The sequence below is a fragment of the Haloferula sp. A504 genome, from assembly GCF_044385805.1.
In the GTDB taxonomy this organism is placed as follows: domain Bacteria; phylum Verrucomicrobiota; class Verrucomicrobiia; order Verrucomicrobiales; family Akkermansiaceae; genus Haloferula.
This window is the reverse complement of sequence record NZ_JBISBU010000052.1, coordinates 1-25,557: the sequence shown is the minus strand read 5'-3', so window position 1 is coordinate 25,557 and position 25,557 is coordinate 1. Positions and strand designations below refer to the sequence as shown.

The 25,557-nt window shown below is 64.9% G+C and carries 20 protein-coding genes; 9 read left to right on the top strand and 11 right to left on the bottom strand.

Annotated features, from left to right (window positions below; genetic code table 11):
* Positions 1–105 precede the first annotated feature (105 nt).
* From ACG2LG_RS18820 to ACG2LG_RS18805, 4 genes are all read right to left on the bottom strand, one after another.
* Complete coding sequence (locus ACG2LG_RS18820; RefSeq protein WP_396261616.1) at positions 106–582, bottom strand: hypothetical protein; 477 nt, start codon at positions 580–582, stop codon at positions 106–108.
* 105 nt (positions 583–687) lie between these two features.
* Entirely contained in the window at positions 688–819 is a 132-nt protein-coding gene (locus tag ACG2LG_RS18815; protein WP_396261614.1) for a hypothetical protein, read from the bottom strand.
* A gap of 28 nt (positions 820–847) precedes the next feature.
* Complete coding sequence (locus tag ACG2LG_RS18810; protein WP_396261612.1) at positions 848–3,103, bottom strand: DUF6288 domain-containing protein; 2,256 nt, start codon at positions 3,101–3,103, stop codon at positions 848–850.
* A 127-nt stretch (positions 3,104–3,230) separates the two neighbouring features.
* Positions 3,231–4,355, bottom strand: a complete 1,125-nt coding sequence (locus tag ACG2LG_RS18805) for a 6-phosphofructokinase (RefSeq protein ID WP_396261610.1) — start codon at positions 4,353–4,355, stop codon at positions 3,231–3,233.
* A 156-nt stretch (positions 4,356–4,511) separates the two neighbouring features.
* Between ACG2LG_RS18805 and ACG2LG_RS18800 the strand changes: the two genes are divergently transcribed.
* Positions 4,512–4,703, top strand: a complete 192-nt coding sequence (locus ACG2LG_RS18800) for a hypothetical protein (RefSeq protein ID WP_396261608.1) — start codon at positions 4,512–4,514, stop codon at positions 4,701–4,703.
* A 44-nt stretch (positions 4,704–4,747) separates the two neighbouring features.
* Positions 4,748–7,774, top strand: coding sequence for a PVC-type heme-binding CxxCH protein (locus tag ACG2LG_RS18795; RefSeq protein WP_396261606.1), 3,027 nt, complete (start codon positions 4,748–4,750; stop codon positions 7,772–7,774).
* A gap of 16 nt (positions 7,775–7,790) precedes the next feature.
* Here ACG2LG_RS18795 and ACG2LG_RS18790 read toward each other — a convergent pair whose 3' ends face one another.
* Positions 7,791–9,161 carry a magnesium transporter gene (locus tag ACG2LG_RS18790; protein WP_396261604.1) on the bottom strand — a complete coding sequence of 457 codons (1,371 nt, stop codon included), beginning with the start codon at positions 9,159–9,161 and terminating at the stop codon, positions 7,791–7,793.
* A 210-nt stretch (positions 9,162–9,371) separates the two neighbouring features.
* On the opposite strand from ACG2LG_RS18790, the gene ACG2LG_RS18785 reads away from it, so the two are divergent.
* The 4 genes from ACG2LG_RS18785 (at position 9,372) to ACG2LG_RS18770 (ending at position 13,463) form a co-directional block, all read left to right on the top strand.
* On the top strand, positions 9,372–9,875 hold the full coding sequence (locus tag ACG2LG_RS18785; RefSeq protein WP_396261603.1) for a methylated-DNA--[protein]-cysteine S-methyltransferase: 504 nt from the start codon (positions 9,372–9,374) through the stop codon (positions 9,873–9,875).
* A gap of 30 nt (positions 9,876–9,905) precedes the next feature.
* On the top strand, positions 9,906–10,826 hold the full coding sequence (locus ACG2LG_RS18780; protein ID WP_396261601.1) for a histone deacetylase family protein: 921 nt from the start codon (positions 9,906–9,908) through the stop codon (positions 10,824–10,826).
* 229 nt (positions 10,827–11,055) lie between these two features.
* The gene (locus ACG2LG_RS18775) at positions 11,056–13,140 is read left to right on the top strand and encodes an elongation factor G (RefSeq protein WP_396261600.1); all 2,085 of its coding nucleotides are present in this window, start codon (positions 11,056–11,058) and stop codon (positions 13,138–13,140) included.
* Positions 13,141–13,211: 71 nt separating this feature from the next.
* Positions 13,212–13,463, top strand: a complete 252-nt coding sequence (locus ACG2LG_RS18770; RefSeq protein ID WP_396261598.1) for a YdcH family protein — start codon at positions 13,212–13,214, stop codon at positions 13,461–13,463.
* Here ACG2LG_RS18770 and ACG2LG_RS18765 read toward each other — a convergent pair whose 3' ends face one another.
* Positions 13,464–13,925: a GNAT family N-acetyltransferase gene (locus ACG2LG_RS18765; RefSeq protein WP_396261597.1), complete on the bottom strand. Its 462-nt coding sequence runs from the start codon at positions 13,923–13,925 to the stop codon at positions 13,464–13,466.
* A gap of 160 nt (positions 13,926–14,085) precedes the next feature.
* Between ACG2LG_RS18765 and ACG2LG_RS18760 the strand changes: the two genes are divergently transcribed.
* The gene (locus tag ACG2LG_RS18760) at positions 14,086–14,769 is read left to right on the top strand and encodes a spermine synthase (protein WP_396261595.1); all 684 of its coding nucleotides are present in this window, start codon (positions 14,086–14,088) and stop codon (positions 14,767–14,769) included.
* An 84-nt stretch (positions 14,770–14,853) separates the two neighbouring features.
* On the opposite strand, the gene ACG2LG_RS18755 is transcribed toward ACG2LG_RS18760, so the two are convergent.
* Positions 14,854–16,320, bottom strand: coding sequence for a hypothetical protein (locus ACG2LG_RS18755; protein ID WP_396261593.1), 1,467 nt, complete (start codon positions 16,318–16,320; stop codon positions 14,854–14,856).
* A gap of 447 nt (positions 16,321–16,767) precedes the next feature.
* Between ACG2LG_RS18755 and ACG2LG_RS18750 the strand changes: the two genes are divergently transcribed.
* Together ACG2LG_RS18750 and ACG2LG_RS18745 are read left to right on the top strand one after the other, a co-directional pair.
* Complete coding sequence (locus ACG2LG_RS18750) at positions 16,768–17,322, top strand: hypothetical protein (RefSeq protein ID WP_396261591.1); 555 nt, start codon at positions 16,768–16,770, stop codon at positions 17,320–17,322.
* A gap of 55 nt (positions 17,323–17,377) precedes the next feature.
* Positions 17,378–18,670, top strand: coding sequence for a Gfo/Idh/MocA family protein (locus ACG2LG_RS18745; protein WP_396261589.1), 1,293 nt, complete (start codon positions 17,378–17,380; stop codon positions 18,668–18,670).
* A 181-nt stretch (positions 18,671–18,851) separates the two neighbouring features.
* Here the strand turns inward: ACG2LG_RS18745 and ACG2LG_RS18740 are convergent, their stop codons facing one another.
* From ACG2LG_RS18740 to ACG2LG_RS18725, 4 genes are all read right to left on the bottom strand, one after another.
* Positions 18,852–20,066, bottom strand: a complete 1,215-nt coding sequence (locus ACG2LG_RS18740) for a 6-phosphofructokinase (RefSeq protein ID WP_396261588.1) — start codon at positions 20,064–20,066, stop codon at positions 18,852–18,854.
* A gap of 115 nt (positions 20,067–20,181) precedes the next feature.
* Positions 20,182–21,345, bottom strand: a complete 1,164-nt coding sequence (locus tag ACG2LG_RS18735) for a hypothetical protein (RefSeq protein ID WP_396261586.1) — start codon at positions 21,343–21,345, stop codon at positions 20,182–20,184.
* A 419-nt stretch (positions 21,346–21,764) separates the two neighbouring features.
* Positions 21,765–22,931 carry a family 16 glycoside hydrolase gene (locus tag ACG2LG_RS18730; protein ID WP_396261585.1) on the bottom strand — a complete coding sequence of 389 codons (1,167 nt, stop codon included), beginning with the start codon at positions 22,929–22,931 and terminating at the stop codon, positions 21,765–21,767.
* Positions 22,932–22,949: 18 nt separating this feature from the next.
* Positions 22,950–25,139: a sialate O-acetylesterase gene (locus ACG2LG_RS18725; protein WP_396261583.1), complete on the bottom strand. Its 2,190-nt coding sequence runs from the start codon at positions 25,137–25,139 to the stop codon at positions 22,950–22,952.
* Positions 25,140–25,557: the final 418 nt, after the last annotated feature.

Below are 25,557 nucleotides of genomic sequence, written 5' to 3'. Positions count from 1 at the left end.
CGAGGGGACAGGATCCTTCCCCGGCGACAAGTTCGTCACCCTTGCCGGCCAGGGCTTCCATACGCCCGGCCCGGCCTTATGAATTTCTGACGCGGTGGCTCCCGGTCAGCGGCGTTTGTAGCCGACGTTGTAGCCCGTGGCGAATGCCTCGCGATAGGGTCCGGCGACCACGTTCCAGTGCCGGCTTGCCTGGCGCGGCAGGCCTCTGCGGGCGTCCGCGGCCCCGTAGCCGACTCCCTGGTTGTAGGCTTGTTGTCCCGGGCCGGTAGCCCCGGCACCACCGTGGCCACCGCCTCTGTGGTATCCGGCATTGTAGCCCTGGGCGAAGGTTTCGCGGTCCTGGACGGGGACGACGTTCCAGTGGCGGCTGGCCTGCCTTGCCAATCCCCGGCGGGCGTCCTGGCTGCCGTATTTCAGTCCCCGGTCGTAGGCGTAGCGGTTGCCCCCCTGTGGATAGCCGCCGCCGTGATAGCCGCCGGAATTGTAGTTGGGAGCGTAGGGGTCGTAGTAGCAACCGCTCAGCAGCCAGACGGAAAAGACCAGCGATCCAAGGACAAGGAGGCGACGGACATGCGCTTTCATGATGTCGAACAGGGTGGGTTTTGGAGGATCGTTGTCAAGTTCGCCGGGGCCTGACGTGGGCAGGTGAGGCTCGGGACCATCCGCCGACCGGCGGAAATTCGTCACCTACTCGGCCCGCGACTTCACCCAAGCCTGGCCGGCAAGGATGAAGACCTTGACGGTGTCGCCCATGCCCGGGGTGAGGCACACGAGCAGCGCAAAACCGAGGAAGGAGAGGGATCGGAGGATTGAGTTCATGATGGTGCGGGGGGGGATGAAGATGGCCCTATTGCTCGAACATCCGGTCAAGCCGCTCCTTGAGCTCGGTGCCGGCCTTCTCGTAGTAGCTGTCGGCGGCCTTGGTGTCGCCGATCATCTCGCAGAAGATGCCCGCGGTGGCCTGGGCTTCGACGTCTTCCGGACGGTAGCGGGCCACCAACCGGGCCAGCAGCGTGCGGTCCTCGGCGGCGAGTTCGGAGTATTCGAAGACCGCCTGCCTGTCGCTTTGCAGCGCCTGGAAGGTGAGCCTGCCGCCGTCCTCGACCTTGGCGAGCCAGACCTTGGCCCGGGCCTTGGAAAGCTCCATCGCGAGCGGTTCGAGAGAACCCGCCTCGCTCAGCTCGATCAGTGTGCTCAGCAAGCCTTCACTCAGCAATTCGTAGTGTCCGCCAGGGAGCGTGCGCGCCTTGCGGGCGAGCGACCGGAGCCGTGAATCGGAATCGGCCTCCTCCGTCCGGCCGAGGTTGGCACCGGTGACCTGAAGGCGGCGTTTGCCGAGCGCGAGCACGATGGCCCCGGTGGCGGTGGCCAGCGTGCGGGGGCCGTAGCTGACATCGGAATTCGAGCCGGGGCGGTCGCGGCCCCAGGGCTGGATGATGAGCCCTCCGTTGTGCGCTTCCGAGAGGATGAGGAAGGTCTTCATGTAGTCGAGGTAGGCCCGGAGCGCTTCCGGGCGATCACTCTGGGCCGCGCCGAGGATGGCCCAGAAGGCACTCAGGTTCGAGGAGGCGTGGCCGTCGAAGATGTTGCCGGGCCCGACGACGCAGGTATTCGCCGCATGCTGTCCGAGGTAATCCCACGACCCGGGGCGATTGCCGATGAGATGCGCCAGCGCGCCCATGCCGACCGGGGCCAGGTGTCCGCCCGACTTGGTGGTCTTGTACGGCTTGGTGGGCTCGGGTGCCTGCCGATAGTCGGGGTGGTTGCGGTCGACCCGCACCACGCCGGGATCCTTCAGTTCCGTGACGATGTTGGTCCCGGCCTCCTTGGCGATCCAGTCGGTCGGCTTCCAGCGGGGGTCGGCCTTGGTCGGCCAGAAAATCTCGTACTCGCCGAGGTCCCGCATGCCGGTCGGCACCACGAAGCCCGGCCCCTTGCCGCTTCTGCCCTTGCTCTTGTCGGCCAGCTTGAGAATCGCGTGGCGGTGGGTGATGTCCGCATCGTTGAAGCGGTCGGCGCTGCCGAACGCGTAGGCGATGTTCAGCGACGACTCGGTGGCACTGTTCAGGTAATGCTGGTGGATCGTCTGGCGCAGATCCTCGTCGTAGGGGATGCCGGCCTTGTCGAACAGGCTCATCGCGACCATCTGGAGCCCGGAAATCGCGGCGATGGAGGCGTACGGTTTGCGGCCGGTGAGACGGAGGTTGAGTTCCGAGCGATGGGTGTAGATGCCGTTGCCATGGCGCGAACCGAGCGGCATCGCGGCGGTCAGCGACTCGATGGCAGGGAGTAGTTTCCGGTCCTGATGAAGGAGGTAGTACTCGCCCATCACGATCCCCTCGAATCCCCACTTCCAGGTCTGGAAGCCGCCGCCGGCGGGATCGTAGCGCTTGCCGTAGTAGCTGGAGATGTGGTCCTTGACGAAGCGGTCGTACTTCGGAATGCCGGCGGCCATCAGGGCCAGCATCTGGTGGCCCTCGTTGTGCGGCCCCCCGTAGAAGGCGTTCTCCTTCTTCCAATTCCCCGACTCGTAGTCCATCACCATGAACTCGCAGAGCTTCTCGAGCATCTGCTCGGAGCGGACGCAGTTGTAGGGAAAGGTCTCGGCGAAACGCCCGACGACTTCCAGCTGGATCGGCACTTCCTTTTCGCCCTGGCGATCCCCCTGCGGCCAGACGATCAGCTTGAGCACGCCATCCGTGCCCTGGCTGTCCTCGAGGTGGCCGGCGAGTTCGAGCATCGGGCCGTCCCAGCCGCCACCGCCCGGCAGGTTGCGCCCGAAGCGGTGGGACGTTTTGAATTTGCTGCCGTTCGCACCGACGATGATGTCGCCGATCGCGACCAGGCCCTTGGCCGGCGACTTGGCGTCCTGAAAGACATACTTCACCGCGAGTTGATCCGCCTTGTCCGGGTAGATGCGGGCGCGGATCCCGGTCGGGCCGAGATTCAGCAACCAGGCGGGGCCGATGGCCTGCTGCAGTTCGTCGTCGTAGAAGCAGCGAAGCTTCGTGCCCCAGGGGTAGTCGCCCCGTTCCATGATGGCGGGGGCCCACTGGCCGAGGAGCACGGGAATGACGGCGATGAGGCGGAGCTGAAGATTCATGGGATGGAGGTCGCGATGATCCGGGGCGATCGGGTTGGAAGTCTAGGAGATCGCGCGGGCGAGGCGATCCAGAAGATGGGCCCACCGGACCACGACGGGGCGGACCTTTTCGGGAAACCGTGACCCGTCAGGCGACCTCGTCGCCGAGACAGGTCGAGACCAGCCGCGCGGTCTGGATCCACGGATGGTCGGCCGGAACCAAGCGCTTGATCCCGGCAACCTTCTCGAGGGGGATGGGGACGCATTCGGTGCCCTTGACGCCGACCATGACGTTGAAGTGGCCCTCGGCGATGAGTTCGCTGGCCTTGGTGCCCAGACGGGTGCAGAGCAGGCGGTCGAAGGAGGTCGGAGGGCCGCCGCGCTGGACGTGCCCGAGCGAGGTCACGCGGGCCTCGACCCCGGTGCGCTGCTGGATCTCGCGGGCGATCCGGCTCGCCACCGGTTCCTGGACCAGATGCACGCCGTCCTCGGACTGGTGGACGATCTTCTCCTTGCGCTTCTTTTGGCCGGATTCGGCCATGGCCTTGATTTCCTCCCTCGAGTGGACCCCTTCGGCGACCGCGACGATGGAGAAGCGCTTCCCGCTGCGCTGCCGTTGCATGAGGCTCTTGGCGATGACTTCGAGGTCGTAGGGGATTTCCGGGATGAGAATCACGTCCGCTCCGCCCGCGATTCCGCTGCCGAGGCAAAGCCAGCCGGTGTCGTGGCCCATGATCTCGCAGACGATCACCCGGTGATGGCTCGTGGCGGTGGTGTGAAGGCGGTCGATCGCTTCGGTCGCGATGTCCATCGCGGAGTCGAAGCCGAAGGTGATGTCGGTCTCGGCGACATCGTTGTCGATGGTCTTCGGCAGGTGCAGGACGTTGATGCCGCCCTTCTTGTGGAGCCGGAAGGCGTTCTTGGCGGTGCCGTTGCCGCCGAGGCAGACGAGGCAGTCGAGATTCATCGAACGGTAGTTCTCGACCGCGACCCCGGTCATGTCCATGACTTCGCTGCCCATCGGCATCTTGTGCGGCTTGTCGCGGCTGCTCCCGAGCAGCGTTCCCCCCTGGGTGAGGATTCCGCTGACCATGCGGTTGTCGAGGGGGATGTGGCGGTTCTCCACCAGGCCGCGGAAGCCGTCCTGGATGCCGATGACCTGGAAGCCGTAGTGCATCGCCCCTTTCGCGACCCCGCGAATGACCGCATTGAGTCCGGGACAGTCTCCACCTGCCGTGAGAATGCCGATCGTGCCGTTGCGTGAAACTGCCATAGTGCCGCCAGCATAAGGCACCCGGGTCGGCTGCGCGAGCCTTTGCCTTCCGGCCGGACCGCCTCCGGCACGGTCGGTCGGGACCTTTCCCGGTGACCGCGGTCTTTTCGCCTCAACTTCATCGTCTCCTCATGAGAGAAGCGTGACCTCGGCCCCATGAAGATCGACCGCACCCGCCTGCCCCGGCAAGCCCGCTACTGGACGCTGCACTGCTGCATCAACGCGCTCCCGAGCTTCATCGTGGCGGCCTTCTATTTGCAGATCTTCTTCAGCCTGCTGGTGCTGCAGGCGAAGGACCGCCGGAAACGGGCCACCGAGATCGTGATCCCGGCGGAGCCCTCCGCCTGATTCCACGCATTTCCAAGTGGCGGAGATTCCGCCATGCTGCCGCCATGAAATGCTCGGCTCTGGTTCTCGCCTGTACGGCGCCGTTGTTCGGGGAGCCCTTCCCCGAGCCGATTGACAGCGAAACGGTCGAGGGCTCGCCGCTCGCCCCCGCGAAGGCGGCCGCGTCGTTCCAGGTCCCCGGGGGCTTCGAGGTCCACGTCTTCGCCGCCGAGCCGGAGATCCGCAATCCCATCGCCGTCTCGTGGGACGGCAGCGGCCGCCTGTGGGTCGCGGAAAATTTCACCTTCGAGCGACTCGGCGCGAACTTCGATCCACGACACCGCGATCGTGTCGTCATCTTCAAGGACAGCGACCACGACCACCGGGCGGACGAGCGCGTCGTCTTCCACGACCGGCTGCAAAACCTGACCAGCATCGAGTGGGCGCCCGACGGTCTGTGGGTGATGTGCCCGCCGCGGTTGCTTTTCATTCCCGATGCCGATCGCGACGACGTGCCGGACGGCCCGGCGAGGGTGGCACTCGATGGTTTCACCGTCCCCGAGGCCAACCATCACAACTTCGCCAACGGCCTGCGCTGGGGACCCGACGGCTGGCTCTACGGCCGCTGCGGTGCCTCCGCCCCGGGCGAAGTCGGGGCCCCCGGCACTCCGGAAAAGCAACGCATTCCACTCCGCGGCGGCATCTGGCGGTATCATCCGCAGAGCCGGGTGTATGAAACCCTCAACTCCGGCCTCACCAATCCCTGGGGCCACGACTGGGACCGCCACGGCGAGCTCTTTTTCGTCAACACGGTGAACGGCCACCTGTGGCACCACATCACGGGGGCGCATTACGTGCGCGGGACGAGTATCGACCCGAACCCGTGGACCTACGAACTGATCGACACCCACGCCGACCACTGGCACTTCGACACCACCGGCAGCTGGAGCCAGTCCCGCGATGGCGCGGCGAACGACTTCGGCGGAGGCCACAGCCACATCGGCGCGATGATCTATCAGGCCGACCACTGGCCGCGGGAGTATCGCAACCACCTCTTCACGCTCAACCAGCACGGCCGGCGCGCCAACCAGGAGATCCTCGAACGACGCGGCTCCGGCTACGTCGCCCGGCACGGCGAGGACCTCCTCGTTTCCGGTGACCCGTTCTTCCGCGGCATCGACCTGACCACCGGTCCGGACGGCGGGGTGTATGTCATCGACTGGTCCGACACCGGCGAGTGCCACGAGAACACCGGAGTCCACCGCAATAGCGGCCGCATTTTCAAGGTCACCCACCGCGAGGCACCGCAGCGGGAAAGCACCGTCTCAGGGGGGGATCCCACCCCCGGGGACGTCATTGCCGGGCACTCGGGCGCGAACGCCTGGCACTCCCGCATGTCGCGGCTGCGTGGGGACCGGGATCCGCAAGTCCTTCGCTGGTTCGAGGACTCACTCGCCGGCACCAAGGCCGGGGAGCGGACCACGGCGCTCCGGCTGTGCTCCCTCTGGTCGCTCCATCGCGTCGATGCGATCGGCCGCGATGATCTGGTCGGTCTTCTCGATGACCCCGACGAGCATGTCCGCGTGTGGGCCATCCGGCTTCTCACCGATCGGTTCCCGCTCGACACGGTCCTGAGCGAGCGTCCGCCCCGTCCCGAAGCTTCCGACCAGGCGCGCGAACTCCTGCCCCGGTTCATCGAACTCGCGACGGACGATCCTTCTCCGATGGTTCGTCTCAGCCTCGCCTCGGTGTTGCAGCGGCTGCCCGTGGATCTCCGCTCCCGGCTAGCGATCCCGCTGGTCCGGCACGCCGAAGACGCCACCGATCACAATATCCCGCTCATGATCTGGTTCGGGCTCATTCCACTCGGACGGGAGGACGCCTCCGTACTGGCTGCCGTCGCGGCCGAATCGGAAATCCCGACGATTCGAGAGTTCACCGCCCGCTTTCTCGCCGCGGAGCATGCCGCCACCGCCCTCGACCTGCTTCTCGCCAAGACCGCCAAAGCGGGCGTCGCGGCCAAGGCCGACATCCTGCGTGGACTCGCCACCGGCTTCGTCGCCCGCCAGTCGGCACCCGAGCCCCGGTCGTGGAAACGCTTCACGGAATCCCTGGCCGGGTCGGACGCCGCCGCGGTTCGCCAGGACCTGGACCACCTCAATGCGCTCTTCGGCGACGGTCGGAACCTGGCCGACATCAGGCGTCTCGTTCTGGACCCCGGGGCACCCCTCGACACCCGCAAGGCGGCGCTGCGGACCCTCGTCCAGAAAAACCCCGACGACCTCCAGGACCTCTGTCTTCAGGTGCTCAACGTGCGCTTTCTGAACACCGTCGCCCTCGACGGGCTGGCCCGATCCGATGACCCCGAAACGGGCAGGCGGATCATCCTCAGGTACCAGAACTTCCACCCCGGCGACCGCGCCCGTGTGATCGAGGTCATGGTCTCGCGGGCACCGTTTGCTCATGCCTTGCTCGACCGCATTGCCGCAGGCAAGCTCCCCCGAACCACCCTCACGCCCTTCCACGCACGCCAGGTCCTCAAGCTCGGCGACCCCGGGCTCGACGCCAAGCTGGTCCGCCACTGGGGGAAGGTGACCGAGGTCGCCGCCGGGCAGCAGGCCCTCATCGAGCAGTACCGCCGGGAGTTGACCCCGGCGGCCCTCGCCGCCGCCGATCTCCCGAACGGCCGCGTGCTCTACGAGGCGACCTGCGCCGGCTGCCATCCGCTCTACGGCCGGGGCCGGGCGATCGGCCCGGACCTGACCGGCGGCGGACGTGGCGACCTCGACTACCTGCTGGAGAACATCGTCACGCCATCCGCCGTGGTTTCCAAGGACCAGCAGGTCACGGTGCTCACCCTCGAGGATGGCCGCACGCTCAGCGGCATCGTCCGTCGTCGACAGCGGCAGTCCCTCGAAATCCAGACCCTGACGACCATCGAGACAATCGCCCTTTCCGCGATCGAATCCGAGACTCCGCTGAGCGACTCGTTCATGCCCGCCGGGCTGCTTTCGACGCTCGAGCCCGGCCAGCGCCGCGACCTTGTCGCCTACCTCATGCACCCCCACCAGGTGCCGCTGCCGGAAGAGTAGCCCGGCGCTTCTCCGCTCAAAGATGAGCCAGTGCCACCGTGGCGAAGCTCAGGACGAGGAAGAATCCGCACATGTCGGTGCAGGTGGTGAGGATCGGGCCGGAAGCGAGCGCGGGATCGATGCCGAAGCGCTTCAAGCCCAGCGGCACCAGGCCGCCCAGAAGCACCGAGAAAACGGTGTTCAGCCCGAGCGCCGCCGCCACCACCATCCCCAGGTAGACATTGTCCTTCCAGAGGAAGGCCGCGATCCCGAGCAGGATCCCGAGGATGATCCCGTTGACGATTCCCACCGACCCTTCCTTGAAGGCGACGCGAAGGAAGTCCAGCGGCTTGATGACGCCGAGGGTCAGCTCGCGGATGCTCACCGCGACGGCCTGGTTGCCGGCGCAGCCGCTCATGTCGGAAACGATGGGCAGGAACACCGCGAGCGCGATCACCGCCTGCAGCGTGCCCTCGAAGGAGGCGATCACGCTGGCGGCCAGAAGATTGAGCAGGATGTTCGGCCCCAGCCACGCAAGGCGGCGGAAACAACGGCTCCAGAAGGGCATGCTGCGAAGCTCCTCGCCGCCGATGATGCCGCTCAGCTTCAGGAAGGCGTCGGTCTGTTCGCTGGTGGTCGCGCGGCGCACCGCGGAGCGCGACACCACGCCGCAGAGCCTGCCATCGGCATCGACCACCGGCAGCCCGAGGAAGGACTTCTCGTCGAAGATCCGCCGCAGCTCCTGCAGGGGCGTGTCGAGCGTGACCGACAGCGGATTGGCGATCATCACCTCGTTCACGCGGGCCCGGGGCGGGGTCCGGACCAGATCGCGCACCGGCAGCACGCCGATCAACCGGCCGTCGGCATCGACCGCGTAGGCATACTGGATTTCAAGGTCCCCGAAATCATCGTCCTCCTTGCCGAAGCTCCGGAGCACCGCGCCGATGGTTTCGCTTGCCTGGAAGGAATGGTACATCTCCACCATCAGGCCCCCCGCGCTTCCCGACTCGCAGTCGAGACGTCGGCGGAAGGCTTCCGAGTCCTCGACATCGTCGAACTCGTCGAGAATCGCCGATGACTCCTCGCGGTCCATTTCGCGGAGGAGTTCGGCGCTGCGCTCGTCCGAGAGTTCCTCCATGACGTCCGCCGAATAATCCGGGGCGAGTTCTTCGAGGACCTCCACCGCCTGCTGCGGAACCAGGTGCTCGAGGAGCGCGGCGGCATCCTCCGGGCCGAGCAGTGTCAGCAGGGCTTGCCGCTCCTCCAGTTCCAGCCGGGAAAACAAGCGCCTCTGTTCATCCGCCCCGAGTTGGTCGATCAGGTCCTTCGCGCCCGCGGAATCGGAGCGGTCAATCAGGTCGTGAAGAAGCTCCCACGGAGCTTCGGTCAAGGAGGTGCTGTCGGTCATGATGAGAAGTCGGTTTGGAGGCGGGCGCTTGCTCCCAGTCAGGCACGGCAGCCGCTTCGGGGCCAACAGGCATTTTCCGAAATCCCGGAAAGGTCGGAACACTCGGGCGGATGGACCCCTGCCCGGGAGCCGCCTTCGAACCGGTCCCGGAAACCGGGTTCCGCTCCGATGCCTCTTGCCCGACCCCCGTCGCGGTGAGAAGCTGTTCCCATGAAAGGATGCCCGGATCACGCCACCTGCTCCCGGGAGGTCGACAGCCCGGTCGGCGGGTTGCTTCTCTTCGCCACCCGCAAGGGTCTCGCGGGGCTCTTCTTCGCCCATCGGGCACCGGACCGGCAGGCGCCGCCGGATGACCCCGGGAACCCGCACCTCAACGCTGCCGAGACTCAGCTCGCCGAGTACTTCGCCAAGCAACGGCAGTCTTTCGAGATCCAGTTCGATCGCCAGGGCACGACGTTTCAGAAGCAGGTGTGGCAGCAGTTGTCGCAGATTCCCTTCGGCGAGACCTGCAGCTATGGCGACATCGCCCGGCGGATCAAGAACCCGAAAAGCGTGCGCGCCGTCGGCCTCGCAACCGGCTCGAATCCGATCTCGATCATCGTCCCGTGCCATCGCGTGATCGGTGCCGATGGATCCCTCACCGGCTTCGGTGGCGGACTCGACATCAAGCACAAGCTCCTGACCCATGAAGGCCTGCTGCTCGGCCTGTGCTGAGCCGGTGGCAACCCCGATCCAACGCGCCCGATGAAGCCCATCCTCTTCACCCACGACGCCTGCGACGCGCACCGCATGCACCCGGGCCATCCGGAGCGTCCGGAAAGGCGCCAGGCAATCCTGCGTCGCCTCCAGCAGGAAAAGATGCTCGATGAATGGGAAGTCCGGGAGCCGCCCCTGGTCAGCCGCGAAGCCCTGGAGCACGTCCACGACGCCCGCTACCTCGACGGTGTGTTCGCGTCGTCCCCCGACGAGGGGCTTTTCGACCTCGATGGCGACACCGCGATGTCGCCCGGCACCCTGCGCGCCGCCCGCCTGGCATCCGGCGCCCTCGAGGAGGCCGTGGCGCTGGTCACCCGCGGAGAGGCCCGCCGGGTGTTCTGCGCGATGCGCCCGCCGGGCCATCATGCCGAGAGCAACGCAGCCATGGGCTTCTGCTTCTTCAACCACGTCGCCGTCGGTGCCGCCGCCGCGATCGAGACCCCGGAGATCGAGCGGGTGGCGGTGTTCGACTTCGACGTCCACCATGGCAACGGCACGGTCGAGATGTTCCAGGACCGTCCCCAGGTCATGGTCTGCTCGAGCTTCCAGCACCCCTTTTATCCGCACCGCTACCACGACGTGAAGCGGGACCACATCATCAACACGCCGCTGCCCGCCGGGACCGGAAGCGAGGACTTCCGGCGCGCCATCGAGCGCGACTGGACGCCGGCCATCGAGAAGCACCGGCCCCAGATCATCTTCATCTCCGCCGGCTTCGACGCTCACCGCGACGACCCGCTCGGCGGCATGCGGCTGGACGAGAAAGACTTCGCCTGGGTCACCCGCCTGTTGGTTGAAGCGGCCGGAAAACACTCCGGTGGACGCATCATTTCCACCCTCGAGGGCGGCTACCACCTCGACGCGCTGGCCGGGTCGGTCGATGCCCACCTGCGGGAACTCGGGAAATGAGGCCATGGCCGCGTCCGGAAGGGGCCTTCCCCGGGCCGGCTTGCGCACCGATTCCCACGAGATCGTCGGATATCGCTCTGCCGGGGGACTCGTTCAGGCATCATCTCTCAATTTCAGGGCACCAATTTTGATCCGGCCACTGACGGTTGACCTCCGGGCGGGAAATCGCCGGAATGGTATCGTTAGGAACCGGGATGGCCCCATGCGCCACCCACCACCCGCCAGACCCATGAAAGACTATCGCGCCCCGAACATCCGCAACGTTGCGGTCACCGGACCTCCAGCCACGGGAAAAACCATGCTCTGTGAGGCCATCCTCCGATGCACCGGCCGCCTCGACCGCATGGGCGAGATCGAGCAGGGGAGCACCGTCTCGGACTTCCATCAGGACGAAAAGGATCACCAGATCTCCGTGCATGCCAGCGTGCTGGCCAGCGAATGGCTGGGACGCGAAGTGAACCTGATCGACTGCCCCGGAACGCCGGACTTCATCAGCGAACCGCTGAGCGCCGTCCGGGTCACGGACTCGGCGATGGTCGTGGTCTCGGGAGTCAACGGCGTCGAGGTCGGGGCCGACGAGGTTTGGGCCGCCGCCGAAGACTACGGGATTCCGCGCTTCATCGTGGTCAACATGCTCGACCGCGACCGCACCCGTTTCGACGAGATCATCGAGGAGGCCCGGGAGCACTACGGCCCGAAGGTGATTCCCTTCACCCTGCCTGTCGATGAGGGCCCCGGCTTCCGCTCGGTGCTCGACGTGATGCGCTCCGAGGTCATCACCTTCGCCGCCGACGGCAGCCCGGAATTCGAGGAGAAGCCGGCTGAAGGCGAACTCAAGGAGCGGGTGAACGCGCTGCACCGCGAGCTCATCGACCTCGTCGCCGAGTCCGACGACACGCTGCTCGAGGAATTCCTGGAGAAAGGAACCCTCAGCGAGGAAAGCCTGCGCAAGCATGTCCACCAGGCCTTCCAGATGGGGCTTGTCATTCCCGTGTTCGCCACCTCGGCCACCACCAACGTGGGAGTCACCCGGGTGCTCGATTTCATCGCCAAGTACGGCAGTTCCCCGGTGGATCGCGCCACGGTGAAGGGCGAGGACCCCGACGGCGGGGAGGTCAAGGCCTCCCTCGACGACTCCGAGGCGCTCGCCTTCGTCTTCAAGACGATGCACGAACCGCACGTCGGGACGCTCTCGTTCTTCCGGGTCTACAGCGGCGACGTGGTCGCCGGATCCGAACTGCGCAACGAATCCCGCAACGAAACCGAGCGTCTCGGGCAGATCTACCGGGTCAACGGCTCCGAGCGCGAACCCACACCATCCCTTCACGCCGGCGACATCGGGGCCGCGGTGAAACTGCGGGTGACCCACTGTGGCGACACGCTGAGTGCTCCCGCCCGTCCGCTCAAGCTGCCGGTGGTCGACTTTCCCCAGCCCAACACGAGCGGTGCCTTCGTGGTTCGCTCCCGGGCCGACAGCAACAAGCTCGGCGAGGGACTCTCGATGCTGCGCGAGCAGGATCCGACCTTCGACTTCCACCACGATCCGGTGCTCGGCCAGACCATCGTCTCCGGCCAGGGCGAGATCCAGCTCCAGATCATCGTCGAGGAACTGAAACGCCGCTTCAACGTCGAGGTCGACCTCGTCGAGCCCGGCGTCGCCTTCCGCTCGACCATCACCAAGCCGGCCGACGCGCGGTACCGCCACAAGAAGCAGTCGGGGGGTGCGGGTCAGTTCGCCGAAGTCTGGATGCGGATCGCGCCGCTTCCCGCCGGTGAGGGCGTCGTCTTCACCCAGTCGCTGGTCGGCAACAACGTCGACCGGGTGTTCGTTCCCTCGGTCGAGAAGGGCGTGCAGGCCGCCTGCGAAGCCGGGCCCTTCGGCGGCTTCCCGGTGACGGACGTGAAGATCGACTTCTACGACGGCAAGCAGCACCCGGTGGACTCGAAGGACATCGCCTTCCAGATCGCCGGCAAGGGTGCCTTCAACGAAGCCTTCCTCGCCGCGTCGCCGAAACTTCTGGAGCCGGTCGCCGAACTCCGGATCAAGGTCCCCTCCGACGCCGTCGGGGGCGTGCTCGCCGACCTCTCCGGTCGTCGCGGAAACGTGCTCGGCATGGAGACCGAGGGGCGGTTCGAGGTGGTGATCGCCCACGTGCCCCAGTCCGAACTCTTCCGCTACTCCAGCCAGCTGCGTGCGATCACCGCCGGGCGGGGCCGCCACAGCGAATGCTTCGACCACTATCAGGAGGTCCCGAAGGACGTGGAATCGAAGATCATCGCCGAAGCGGACCGGAAACGCCGCGACAATCACTGAAGGCCCGCTCTCCCGACAATTGATCTGGCCGATCCAACGAACTCTGATAAACCACCCGAAACCACAAAACCATGCTATCCGAACACCACGACATCGCCCACGAATTCCCGGATCTCCAAGGCGCGCTCGACGCCCTGAGTTCCACGGATCCCGAGTTCGCCGAGATGGTCAAGCGCCACGACTCCCTCGACAACGAGATCCGCGTCCTCGAGGAGGAACAGCAGCCCATCTCCGACGAGGAGATCGAGAAGCTCAAGTTCGAGCGGGCCGCCCTGAAGGACCGGATTTTCGAGCAACTGCGCACCGCCAAGGACGCGGGCTGATCAGAACATCGTCTCCAGGACCTCGTAGCCGGTCTCCTCGAGGCCGAGCTTGGCGTAGCTCCGGCGGGCCGCGTGATTGTCCCGCTCCATGTACAACCGGATTCCGCAGCACACGGGATCGGCTTGCCCGAGCTTCCTGATGTGCTCGAAGAGGGAGCGGAACACCCCCCGGCCCCGCATGTCGGGACGCACATAGACACTCTGGATCCACCAGATCTCGCCGTTCCGCCAGTCGCTCCATTCGTGGGTATGGGCGGTCTGGCCGACGACCTCGCCGTCCAGCACCGCCACGAAGTAGCGGCCCCTCGTGCGCTCGGTGACAAAGCGGGTCACCCCTTCGAGCACGATTGCCGGGTCGAGTTCCCGGTGTTCGGTTTCGCGGCACAGCGCCCTGTTGAAGTCGGCGATCGTCGGCACGTCGGAGGGTGATGCCGGCCGGATGGAAATCGCTGCGTTTGCCATGAACCCAGACTACCAGCAGCCTTCCGCCTGCCAACGCTCCATCCGATTCATCCCGGTCCCCGAAAGAGGGAACACCGGCCATGGCGACCGCCCTCATGGATTCGCAGGTTTGTTCAATGCCCTTGTCGGGGCGGGGGATTCGGCCGAGCCTCGGGCCGCGATGTCCGATCCGTTCCTCGACAAAACCACCCTGCCCGATGGGACCCTGCTCTGCCTCTACAAGCACGACGGGGATTTCGTCCTCGAATACGACGGATTGGAACTGATGAGCACGAACCTGACGTGCTCCGAGCGGATGCTGGCGGATTTGGGTTGTGCCGAATTGCGGGAAGGAGCGCCCGGCCGGCCGGAACACCCGCGGGTGCTCATTGGCGGGTTGGGCATGGGCTTCACGCTCAAGCGGGTGCTCGAGCTGGTCGGCTCGCCGGCCACCGTCGACGTGGCCGAGTTGATGGGTCAGGTCATCGAGTGGAACCGCACCTATCTGGTCGAGCACAATGGCCCCTTGCTCGACGACCCGAGGACGAACGTGATCCAGGCCGATCTCTTCGACTGCCTCGGGGAAGGCGATTATTACGATGCGATCCTGATCGATATCGATGACACGCCCGACGCGCTGATCACCCGGGACAACGCGAAGCTCTACACGCCGATATTCCTATCCCTGCTGCGGGACTCGCTCAACCCGGGTGGCTGCCTCGCCTATTGGATGGCGGAACCGTCGCCAAGACTCGAAAAGGCGTTGAAGAAGGAGGGGTTCCATCTGGAGGAGCATCCGGCGAAGCCCCATGAGCAGTCCGACGAGGCAAGACACCGGATCTACGTGGCCCGCCCGGTTTATTAGGCGCAGGCGTTGTGCCCGCGCCCGATGCCCGGTGCGGAAGTCCGGCCGTTCGCACCTTGGTGCCACCGAAGGCCCCGCTTTCTCTCACGCGCCTCCGCCTTGTGGAGGAGACTTCCTCCGGATCAGGAAGACGGTCGATGACTCGAGGGATTCACGCCATTCCGCCCCCTTCCACCGGACCAGCCACTCCGGATAGATCGAGTGCGACCGCTCGACGGAGTATCCATCGAGATCCGGCCCCATGTCATAGCGGTCGTGAATCACGAAAGCGGCGTCGATCCGGTTTTCCTCAAGAAGCTCGCGGAGCCCGGCCCTGTCATCGACCACCATCGAGGTCACCCCGTCCGGCCTGTAGAAGCTCACGCTCAACCCTGACATCTCGTAGCAATCCTGCCCGATGCCGATCACCGTGCCGCCGCCCTTGTCAATGTTCCGGTAAAGGTGCCGGTAGTTGCTTTCGGTTTCGTGGGGGTTGATCATCACGAGGAGGATCACGAGAAGATTCGCCCCGAGAAAGACCCTCGTCAGCACCCTTTGGTAGCCAGGGAATTCACGGTTCTCGAAGAAGGAATGGAACCCGTGGAAGGCGACGAAGATGAACGGATAGATCATCGGGAACAGGAAGCGCATCTCCTTGTGCGCGATCAGCGAATGCACCACGACGAAGGGGACGATCACCCAGGTGAACAGATGATTCCTCCGGAGAACCAATCCCCGAGCGAACAGGATGACGAGAGGGATTCCGATGAGCGGCCTGCTGAATGAAAAATGGGTGACATAGTAGTACCACGGTTCGGTGCCGAATGAACTCGCCTTGCCGTCGACGAGATTCAGCTTCAGGTAGTTGAAGGGTGCGAACACCCACTCGCCGTAGAATGCCGAATCGACAATGACTCCAACCGCCGTCACCGCGACGAAAACGAGACTGGATCCGGCAATCCTCGCGACCGGCACCCTCGCCACGAGCAGCAACCAGAGGTAGGTGCCCGCCGCCGCGATCCCGGTCTGGTAACGGAACAGGAACGAGAGCCCCAGGCACAACCCGGCCCACAGGAGCCCCCGTTTGTCGTGTGGATCCCGGATGAGCGGGTACAGCCCCAACAGGAGGAAGATCGCCGAAAAGCTCTCGGAGGAAAAGTGGGCGTTGGCCCAGGGAACGAACCAGATGAAGTAAGTGCTCACTTGGAACATCTTCGAGAACGCCTCGTCCTTGAAACAACGGGCGCCCAGGAGCTGGTTGAATGCCAGGACGACCGCCCAGAAGCCGAGGCAGCTGATGAGGCGGAGGATCAGGGCGATCGTGAAGGGGTCCTCGATGTGGACGAAATTCAGCGTCTTGATGATCCCGACCACCATCCAGACCTGGATGGTCGGACGCATCTTCTCGTGGAATTCCCAGGGCAGGTCGCTGGCCGGGGTGTTTCCCAGTTGGTACTGCGCGAATTCGATCAGCTGGAAATATTCATCGAGATGGATCGGCCCGATCTCGAAGACCGCCATCAGTACCAGAACCCCCAGCCCAAGCCCGGCGATTTTTGCTTCGCTAGGCATCCCCCTGGTGGTTCGTGGATGAAAAGACGGCGGGTGAATCTGCTGGAGACGGGAAGGCCGGCATGACGGCGAAGCCGGGTGTGGCGGGCATTTCCGATGTTTCACCATTCCACCGACGTGGGTCCAGCGTTTCATGCCAAGCATGCCGGGGCGGTTCGGCGGCCTCGCCCGGACACGCTTCAGGGGAGGAATCAGGACCATGATGGATGGGATGGATATGATTTTTGGCCTCTGAACCAAGAAACCCACCTTGAGGGTGCATCCCTTCGAATGGGAAAGGACTCTTCATGACATCATCCTATTGATCCGATCCATCCTGGTCCCCAAACAGCGTCATGGTCCGGATCTTCTCCCTAGCTTGATCGCCCTGCCCGGACACGACCGTGAGGGAACTTGATTCCGGGCGTGAGAAGGGCATGATTCCCGCGCATCGATCCGAGCTTAGTCATGGGAATTCAAGTAAGTCGCGGCAGTGGGAAGAAGGGAGCGTCCGGATCGGCGGGCTGTGGTTGCTTTCTCCTGGTCTTCGTGCTGATCGCGTGGGGCATCAGCGCGCTGATCTTTCCGAAGCTGCCCGGCTACGACGAGACGATGGAGCAGGGCGAGGCGGTTCCGGGCAAGGTGATCCGGGTCGAGACCGTCGAAAACGTCACCATCAACGACCGCCACCCGCGCCGGGTGATCTTCGGCTACGGGGACGGGCAGGAAGGGTCCATGATGCTGGCGATGGACGAAACGGCCATGGAGGGCCAGGAACTCAGCATTCGCGTGATGGGCGACCAGGCCTACCCGGAGGGTCTCGATCCCTTCAAGAGGCCGTCGTGGCTGAATCCGCTGCTGGTTGCCGGCATCATCGTCGCCAGCCTGTTTCTGCTCTTCGGCATTCTCCGCCTGCTGGTGATCGGCGGGGTTCTCTTCGCCGCCGGGCGTTCCATTATGAAGAAGAACGACCCATCACCGCCACCACCACCGCCGCCGGCTCCCCCCGCGCCGCCTGCATGAGTTGGCGGGAAAGTCCCTTGAAGGAATCGACCGGAAGGGCAAGATGCCGGTCGTTATGAATCCTTCCGTACGCCACTCGCGCCGCCGTTTCCTCAAGACATCCCTGGCCGCCGCCGGCACGGTGATGGCCGGGCCGCAGATCATCCGGGCCGAGACCCTCGGCACCGCCGCGAAGGCCGCCGCGGGTTCGCGGATCGGCATGGGCTTCATCGGGATGGGCCTCATTTCCAAAGGCCATCTCGGGACCTTTTCCGGGATGAAGGAGGTCCAGCCGATCGCCGTCTGCGACGTCAAGGCGTGGAAGCTCAAGGAAGCCGCCGACATCCTCAAGCAGAAGGGCCACGAGGGAATCGTGGCGACCTCGCGGTTCGAGGAGGTCCTGGCGAATCCGGACATCGATGCGGTGTGTGTCACCACGCCGGACCACTGGCACGCCGCCATTGCCATCGCCGCGATGAAGGCGGGCAAGGACGTCTACGTCGAGAAGCCGATGACGCTCACGATCGAGGAGGGCAAGGCGATGGTCGAGGCCGAGAAGAAGTACGGGCGCATCGTCCAGGTCGGCACCCAGCAGCGTTCCTCCCCGCACTTCCGCATCGCCGCCAACCTGATCCGCAATGGTATGATCGGGGAGGTGAAGGAAATCTACTGCCAGCTCGGCCAGTTCCCGCAGCCGCCGGAGAACGAGAAGGTGGTCGATGTGCCGGAAGGCTTCGACTATGACCGCTGGCTCGGGCCGACGCCGTTCTACGAGTATTCCGAGAACCGGGTGAAGGGGAACTACGGTGGCGGCTGGCGTTGCTACTGGGATTATGGTAGCCGCAAGTTCGGCGACTGGGGTGCCCACCACTTCGACATCGTCCAGTGGGCACTGGGTCGCGACGACACCGGTCCGGTGGAGTTCATTCCCAAGGGCTTCGAGGGAGCCGAGCATCACAGCTTCCGCTATGCCGACGGCATCACCGTGTGGCGCGACAAGAAGCCGAACCACGGGCACATGATCCGCTTCATCGGCACCGAGGGCGAGGTGCACGTCAGCCGCGGCAAGGTCGCCTCCATGCCCAAGGAGCTGATCCGCCACCAGTTCACCGACGACGTCAAGGTCTACGAGTCGACCAACCACCGGCAGAACTTCATCGATTCGATCCAGTCGCGCGAGCCGACGATCTGCCCGGCGACGGTGGGTCATCGTTCCGGAACGATCTGCCAGCTCGCCGGCATCGCCGAGCGCCTCGTGGAGCCGGTCAAGTGGGATCCCGCCGCCCAGAAGGTCACGGCCAACGCCAAGGCCGCCGAGATGCAGGACCGCCCGCGTCGGGAGGGGTATGAGCTGCCTGATATCGGTTAGTGCCGCCGCCCAATGCCGGGATGGCCACCCCGGGTAAGGGAGGGGAGGGGGCCGCCCGTGCGGGAGGTCGGGCCACGGCTTCGCGCGTCCTCACCCAGCAGGAGATCGCCTCGCTTCTCGCCGTACACAACCGGGCCCGGGCGGAGGTGGGAGTGGCTCCGCTCAGCTACTCGTCCAGCCCCTATTCTCCGATCTTCTCGACCTTGGGCGCGCGGATGCGGGCGGGGGTGTGGAAGTTGGAACCGATCAGCGGCCGGGCGTAGGAGATGAAGGCATCGGTGACGTTGTTGCCGGCCTCGTTGATGAACTCGTCCTCCATCGTCCGGGTCTGCGCGGCCACGTTTTCGAAAGCCTGCAGCGAGTAGTCGACCGAGTAATTGCCGGTGCGGGTGATCGCCACCGAACCGTCGAGGTCATGCCACAGGGCGTACTGAACCGCCTTCTCGCCAACCTCACGGGCTTCCTGCTGGTCGACGTCGGACACGCACCCGGGGAAGCAGCGCTGGACGTAGCCGTAGGTGTCGGCCCGGACCCGGGTGACGCTTGTCTTCTCCTTCACGGTGTTGACCAGCAGGTCTCCGAGGGCGCCACCGGCGAGGGAGACGTTGCCATGATCGTCGCGCTCCACTTCCTTCTGCAGGGTGGTGACGATCGGCACGCCATCGGCATCGTGAACACCCTCGCTGACGGCAACGACGCAGCGGCCGTACTTCTGATACACCGCTTCCACATCCTCCGCGAAGCGGTCGATGCTGAAGGTGCGCTCGGGCAGGTAGATGAGGTGGGGGCCATCGTCGGGGTACTTCTTCGCGAGTGACGCGGCGGCCGTGAGGAAGCCGGCGTGGCGTCCCATGACCACGCCGATGTAGGCGCCCGGGAGGGCGCGGTTGTCGAGGTTGGCGCCGGCGAAGGCGCTGGCAACGAAGCGGGCCGCCGAGCCGAAGCCGGGGGTGTGGTCGTTGCCGGGCAGGTCGTTGTCGATGGTCTTCGGCACGTGGATGCAGCGAAGCTCGTAGTTCGACTTCTGCGCCTCTTCGTTGACGATGCGGCAGGCGTCGGCCGAGTCATTGCCGCCGACGTAGAAAAAGTAGCGGATGTTGTGGTCCTGCAGGGTCTTGAACATCCGGCGGCAGTCGTCCTCGGTCGGCTTCATCCGGGTGGATCCGAGGGCCGAACTGGGGGTCATGGCGACCATCTCCAGGTTGTGGGTGGTCTCCTGGGTGAGGTCGAGGAAGTCCTCGTGGAGGATCCCGGCGACGCCGTGGTGCGCGCCATAGACGCGACCGACCTGCGGGAACTTGCGGGCCTCCAGGGCGACACCGACGATGGACTGGTTGATGACGGCGGTGGGGCCGCCGCCTTGGGCGATCAGGACGTTTCCTTCAAGTTTGCTCATGATTCCGGGCGCCGTCGTAGGTGGAGAACGTGCCGGAGTCAACGGGAGAGCGGGTCTGCATTGGTGGCAATGCCGTTTCATGGGCGAACCCGGGCGGGCGCCGGATGGCCTGGCTTCACTGCCAGCAGTTCTCGTCCATCATCCACACCACGCTGGCGTGCTCGATCTCCTCGAGGCGGCACTGGAAGAGCTTCCGCCGGGTGTCGAGGGCGGCCAGATCCAGCCGGTCACGCTTGCGGGCCGCCTTCTCCAGGCGGGCGGCCTCTTGCTGGGCCTCCTTCATCTCCCGCCAGTTCTGGATGAGCGACCGCACTTCCTTCCGCACCGAGCCGATGCTGCGCACCGACTCCGGCTCCTTCGACTCACCAAGGAACATTTCGCCCAGGGTCCCGGTCACCAGTTCGGTTCCGGGAACGGCAGGCTTCGAGCTTTCATGGGCCTTGCCCAGCGCGCTGACGACCTCGTGGGAGCGGCACAGCCGGCACCAGCGCTGCCACTCGGTGAGATCCGGGTTTCCGGACTTCCGGTAGGTCGGTAGCGCGGACCGGTCCCGGATGAAGCGCACGTCGTGATACTCCGCGTCGAACAGCTCCCGGACCTGCTCGATCCAGGCCTCCCGCTTTTGCTGCAACTGGTTCTGCCAATCGTCGATCGCCGCGCCCAGCTCCGGGTCGGTCCCGGGGGAAGCCGGTGCCTCGCCGGTCTGGCGGAGTTCCTGGTCGATCAATTCACCGGTGCGCAGGAGGCGGTGCAGGCGCACCTTTTCCCGGCGCATCACCATCTCCGCGTTGACGGATTTGGCGGCGTCCTCCCAGGCACTCTGTTGGATGCCGTGCGAAAGATCCTTGAGCTTGCTGATCGATGCAAACTGCTTGGGAAGTTGCGTTGCCGGAGCACTCAGCGACTTGAGCAGCGAGCTGGTGTCGAAGATGTCATCAAACGAGAGGGTCACCGCGTCCTTCACCTCTTCGGTGATCTCGCCCACCAGGGGCTTTTCTTCGAGCGCCTTGTCGCGGGTCCGCCGTGCATCGACGAAGGCGGGATTGCGCTCTTCCATCAGGGTCTCCGCCTCGCTCCAGCGGATCTCGACGGTTTCGAAAGGAGACTGGGCCTCCACCTCCTCGGCATAACGCCGGCCTTCGGCCACGGTGGCCTCGGCAACCGACTCGGCGACGCGCTGATGCACGCAACCACTGATCGACAGCGCCACGATCGCCGACCCTATCGACAGCCGCTTCACAACCCACTCATACGAGACGGGTGGCCGGGTCTTTCGCATCCTTTGATGGTCAGGCCCGATGGGCCCGGCACCCGAATCGGGAAGCGGGGTCGGACAGCCTATTCCGTCGGCACCGGCTCCGGAGCGTCTTTCCCCGTGAGTCTCTTGAAGACGGCTCCGGCAATCACGGTGGCACCTTCCGTATGGGTGTGGACCTTGTCGGGGATGAGTCCGTCTGTTCTGTTCGTAGTTCCCCCTTCAGGGGGTTGCATCGCACGAGCCGCACAGCCGGCACAGTAGACCTGCCAGAGGAGGAACTACGTACGCCACCGGCCCGCCGATTTGGTGGGAAGTTCACCCTTCAGGGGGTCGCACTACCCGATGGACGCCCCGCTCTCGGGGACTTCGTCCTTCGAAATTCCTTTGTGCTTGGGTGCTTTGTCATCTGTTCGGATTTCGAACTCGTGAGAAATGAACGGCTATTCGCCGGCATCCTGCAACGCATCCCACTCGGCTTGGGTGAGCACTTCCTTCTGGTATTCCATCAGGATCTTCCAGTCGCCCTCCTCCTTGAGCAGGAGGGCTTCGAAGCCGATGTACTCGGGCTTGGCCTCTCCATCCTTTTCCTGGGTGTAGCGGAACACGCCGGACTCGTGGGCGGTGGTGGCATCGCCGTAGCGGTGGGCGAAGCGGAACTCGACCGACGCCTTGATCCTGCCGGCCTTGGTGTCGTCGAACTCCTGCTTCCAGCGGGCCAGTGCCTTGGTGAGCGGATAGCTGACCTTCTTGCTGCCGGAAACCAGCACCGCCTTTTCGTGGCAGGTGGCCTTGTAGGCTTCGAAGTCGCCTTGATTGACGGCACGGGAGACTTCCGCCCAATAGGCATCGAGTTCGGCGAGGCGGGCGATCTCCGGATCCGGCAGGGGGGTCACCTTGTAGCGGCGGATCGCCACCGGACCGTGGTCACCCTGAATGGCGATCGGGCCTTTCGTGGCATCGCCCTCGAGCGGTGCCGAGCGGGTGTGGCCGCCGGTGGAGGCGTTCTCCTGGACGAGCTGCCCATTGACCGTGACCCTCTCGAAGGTCGCGTCGCGGAACTTCTTCCCATTCGCATCGAAACGAGGTGCGCGGAAAATGATCTCCATGGTCTGCCATTCTCCCGGAGCCCTGGCCGCATTGACCTTCGGCGCGATGCCGCCGAATCCCTGCTTGTCCTTCGGCAGGCTCGGATCCCACCGCTGATAGATCCCGCCGAGATCTCCGGAGCCGAATCGCTCGCGACCGAAGCTGTCGAGGATCTGGACCTCGTAGCGTCCCATCACGTAGACGCCGGCGTTCGATCCCTTGGGCACCATGAACTCGAGCTCGATCCGGACGTCGCCGAACTCCTCCTTCGTCAGCAGGTAGGGTGACTTGTCGCCGCGCTTCAGGGAATTCACCAGAATGGCGCCTTCGCCCTGCACGGTGACCTCGCACTTGCCCTCCACCGCACTGACCTGCTCGACGCCCTGCCATCCCTCCACCGGGCGGAAGGCATCGAGGGGGTTTCCGGCGAGGAGGTCTCTTGTCGGGTCCTCGGCGGAAAGCGGCAGCAGGGCTGCCATGCCCAGCGCGAGGTGAAAGCTGCGGATCAGTCCGGTGTTCATCATTCGAGGGGAGGGGAGTTACTTCTCGGTGCTCAGCTTCCAGTCATCGGTGCGGAAGAGGGAAGCAGGGAGGCCTTCGCCATTCACGAGGTTGGCACCCTCGGGATTGGAGGCCCAGGCGTAGCGGACCGCCACGGGTTTCGGGACGTCCTTGCTCGAGACGATCACCGACTCACCGTCGATCTTCGCATCGGCCCAGACCCACTTCTGGTCCTCGCCGGCAATCTCGAAGCGCTTGAGCGGGCCGCCATCGCGGCTCTTCAGGCCCTTGGCGTGGTCGAACTCGATCCGGATCTTGTCAGCGTCGATCTTGGAGCCCTTGTAGATCGGCCCCGAGATCACGATGTCGTCCTTGCCGTAGTCCTTGGCCAGCGCCCAGCGGGCGAGGCGCTCGCCGACGTCGAGCTTGTTGCGCGGGTGGATGTCGTTGGCCTCGCCGATGTCGTTGATGATGGCCATGCCGGTCTTCGGCAGGGAAAGGGTGAGGAGTTGGGCGTTCTGGAGTTCCGCCCATGCGTCGGGCACTCCCGGCTCGGTGCTGGGCTTCTTGAAGTTCGCCAGCTGGACGAAGTAGAAGGGGAGTTCCTTTTTCCAAAGACGCCGCCAGTCGAGAATGAGCTGCGGGAAGATCGTCTCGTACTGCTTGGCGCGGCTGGCATTGGATTCACCCTGGTACCAGATGGCACCGCGCATCGCGTAGCCGACCCAGGGGTGGATCATGCCGTTGTAGATGGACATCGGCTTGCTTGAATTCAGCCCGGGGTTGGTCTGCAGGCCCGGCTTGCGGGGAAGCTTCTGTTTCTGCCCGGCGGTCTTGTTGGCCTCCTTGATTTCGGCGACTTTCTTCTCCCAGGCGGCGAGGGCCTTCTTGTGGTCTTCGGCGGCCTTGTCCGCATCGAAATTCGCCATTGCCGCGTCGAGCTGCTCGACGAGGGCCCTTCCTTCCGGCTCGGTCATGAGCCCTTCGCGGCTGGTGAAGGCCTCGGATGGCTTGCCGCCCCAGGCGGTGCAGATGATGCCCACCGGCACGTTCAGCTCCCGGTGCAGCTTGAGGCCGAAGTAGTAGCCGACGGCCGAGAACCTCCCGGCATTCTCCGGGGTGGTTTCGAGCCATGAGCCGGCCACCTTGCGCTGGGGTGTCACGGCGGTCACATTCTTCGTGAGGAACATCCGGACTGCGGGGAAATCTGCGGCCGGGATGTCTTCCTTGGCCCGCGCGGTCCCGGAGAGCGTCCATTGCATGTTCGACTGTCCCGAAGCCATCCAGACCTCACCGACCAGGAGGTTTTTCACTTCGACCTTGCCGCTGGATGCGCCGGTCACCGTCATGCTCCGGGCGGTGGCGTTGGCCTCAAGCTTCTCCAGCTCGACCCTCCACTCGCCGTTCTCAGCGGCTTTCTCCGACACCTTCTGACCCCCGAATTCCACCGTGACGACCTCTCCCGGGTCGCCCCAGCCCCAGATCGGGACGGATTCGCCCTGCTGCAGGACCGCGTGATCGCTGAACATCGTCGGCAGTTCCACCGCCTTCGCTGCCAGCACCATCGCCCCGCCGAGGAGCGCCATCGTCAGACGTTTTGCCTTGAACATGGGAGCCTTACGCTGCGGGTCGCCTCTTGTTTTCAGCGGGTGGGAGCGCGCACCATCACCGGGCGGCGCTGCAAGACCCACCCCGCCGGACTCAAGATCACCCTCACCGGGAGCCGTATCCAAATGTTGAAATGCAACGCCTGACCCCAGGCACCTCTCACCGCCGCCCAGCGGAAAGTTGCCCTTGAAGTCCACGCCCAGCACATGGTTGCAGCGTTCCGGTGCTGTCAGCGTGCCGCGCTCCACGGTGAACAATCCGCCCCGCCGCTTCCGCGCCTTCACCAAACCATGGCGCTTGAGCACCTCGCCCACCGTGCTCACCGCCGGCGGCCTTTCCATTCCGTGCTTCGTCTCCAGAATCCGTCTGAGCTTCTTCGGCCCCCAGGTTGGATGCAGCCGCTTCTCGCTGACGATCAGGCGCTCCACCTCCGCATCCGTCCGGTTCGCCACACACTTCGGTGCCCGGCTACGGTCCGCCAGACCTTTGGTGCCCTCCGCACGATCCCTCGCCAGCCATTTGTGGCCTGTCTTTCGCGAGATCCCGAAGCTCGCGCACAACTCCTTCACTTCGAACTGCCCGCTCTCCGCGAGGCTCGCAAATCGTATTCTCTGTTCCATTGGTGACTCGGTTTCCCAGGGCATTCATCACCCTGATCTGTCACCCATGTCCCCGGTCAACGTGTAACCGATGTGCCCGGTTCATACCTGCCCTCCACGGGCCATCCACCCACCGTCGTACTCCGGCCCAAATCGTACGACCCCAATGGGAGAAAAAATCGATGTCAGCGTGGGAATCCGCCCGAAATCCCTACAGTCACAATTTGGAAACGGGGCACGATATCAATTTGGTGCGTAACACGGACTCAGGAAACCGAAGGAAAAAAGCGGGCCGTTCCGCCCGAAACTACCATGAACCTCGTAGATAAAGACCCTAAATGTATGTTTTTTGGGACCGGTACCATTCCAACACCCGTCCGGAGCAGGCGGGCGAGCCCGTGAGGGACTCGCTCGGCCGACTGCTCCGGCGGCGGTAACG

Bases quoted from the DNA above. Each gene is read 5' to 3' on its own strand.
- ACG2LG_RS18755 (WP_396261593.1), bottom strand. From the start codon at position 16,320: ATGCCTAGCGAAGCAAAAATCGCCGGGCTTGGGCTGGGGGTTCTGGTA.
- ACG2LG_RS18780 (WP_396261601.1), top strand. From the start codon at position 9,906: ATGAAGCCCATCCTCTTCACCCACGACGCCTGCGACGCGCACCGCATG.
- ACG2LG_RS18775 (WP_396261600.1), top strand. From the start codon at position 11,056: ATGAAAGACTATCGCGCCCCGAACATCCGCAACGTTGCGGTCACCGGA.
- ACG2LG_RS18760 (WP_396261595.1), top strand. From the start codon at position 14,086: ATGTCCGATCCGTTCCTCGACAAAACCACCCTGCCCGATGGGACCCTG.
- ACG2LG_RS18805 (WP_396261610.1), bottom strand. From the start codon at position 4,355: ATGGCAGTTTCACGCAACGGCACGATCGGCATTCTCACGGCAGGTGGA.
- ACG2LG_RS18800 (WP_396261608.1), top strand. From the start codon at position 4,512: ATGAAGATCGACCGCACCCGCCTGCCCCGGCAAGCCCGCTACTGGACG.
- ACG2LG_RS18770 (WP_396261598.1), top strand. From the start codon at position 13,212: ATGCTATCCGAACACCACGACATCGCCCACGAATTCCCGGATCTCCAA.
- ACG2LG_RS18785 (WP_396261603.1), top strand. From the start codon at position 9,372: ATGAAAGGATGCCCGGATCACGCCACCTGCTCCCGGGAGGTCGACAGC.
- ACG2LG_RS18815 (WP_396261614.1), bottom strand. From the start codon at position 819: ATGAACTCAATCCTCCGATCCCTCTCCTTCCTCGGTTTTGCGCTGCTC.
- ACG2LG_RS18795 (WP_396261606.1), top strand. From the start codon at position 4,748: ATGAAATGCTCGGCTCTGGTTCTCGCCTGTACGGCGCCGTTGTTCGGG.
- ACG2LG_RS18745 (WP_396261589.1), top strand. From the start codon at position 17,378: ATGAATCCTTCCGTACGCCACTCGCGCCGCCGTTTCCTCAAGACATCC.
- ACG2LG_RS18730 (WP_396261585.1), bottom strand. From the start codon at position 22,931: ATGAACACCGGACTGATCCGCAGCTTTCACCTCGCGCTGGGCATGGCA.
- ACG2LG_RS18725 (WP_396261583.1), bottom strand. From the start codon at position 25,139: ATGGAACAGAGAATACGATTTGCGAGCCTCGCGGAGAGCGGGCAGTTC.
- ACG2LG_RS18750 (WP_396261591.1), top strand. From the start codon at position 16,768: ATGGGAATTCAAGTAAGTCGCGGCAGTGGGAAGAAGGGAGCGTCCGGA.
- ACG2LG_RS18820 (WP_396261616.1), bottom strand. From the start codon at position 582: ATGAAAGCGCATGTCCGTCGCCTCCTTGTCCTTGGATCGCTGGTCTTT.
- ACG2LG_RS18740 (WP_396261588.1), bottom strand. From the start codon at position 20,066: ATGAGCAAACTTGAAGGAAACGTCCTGATCGCCCAAGGCGGCGGCCCC.
- ACG2LG_RS18765 (WP_396261597.1), bottom strand. From the start codon at position 13,925: ATGGCAAACGCAGCGATTTCCATCCGGCCGGCATCACCCTCCGACGTG.
- ACG2LG_RS18790 (WP_396261604.1), bottom strand. From the start codon at position 9,161: ATGACCGACAGCACCTCCTTGACCGAAGCTCCGTGGGAGCTTCTTCAC.
- ACG2LG_RS18810 (WP_396261612.1), bottom strand. From the start codon at position 3,103: ATGAATCTTCAGCTCCGCCTCATCGCCGTCATTCCCGTGCTCCTCGGC.
- ACG2LG_RS18735 (WP_396261586.1), bottom strand. From the start codon at position 21,345: ATGCGAAAGACCCGGCCACCCGTCTCGTATGAGTGGGTTGTGAAGCGG.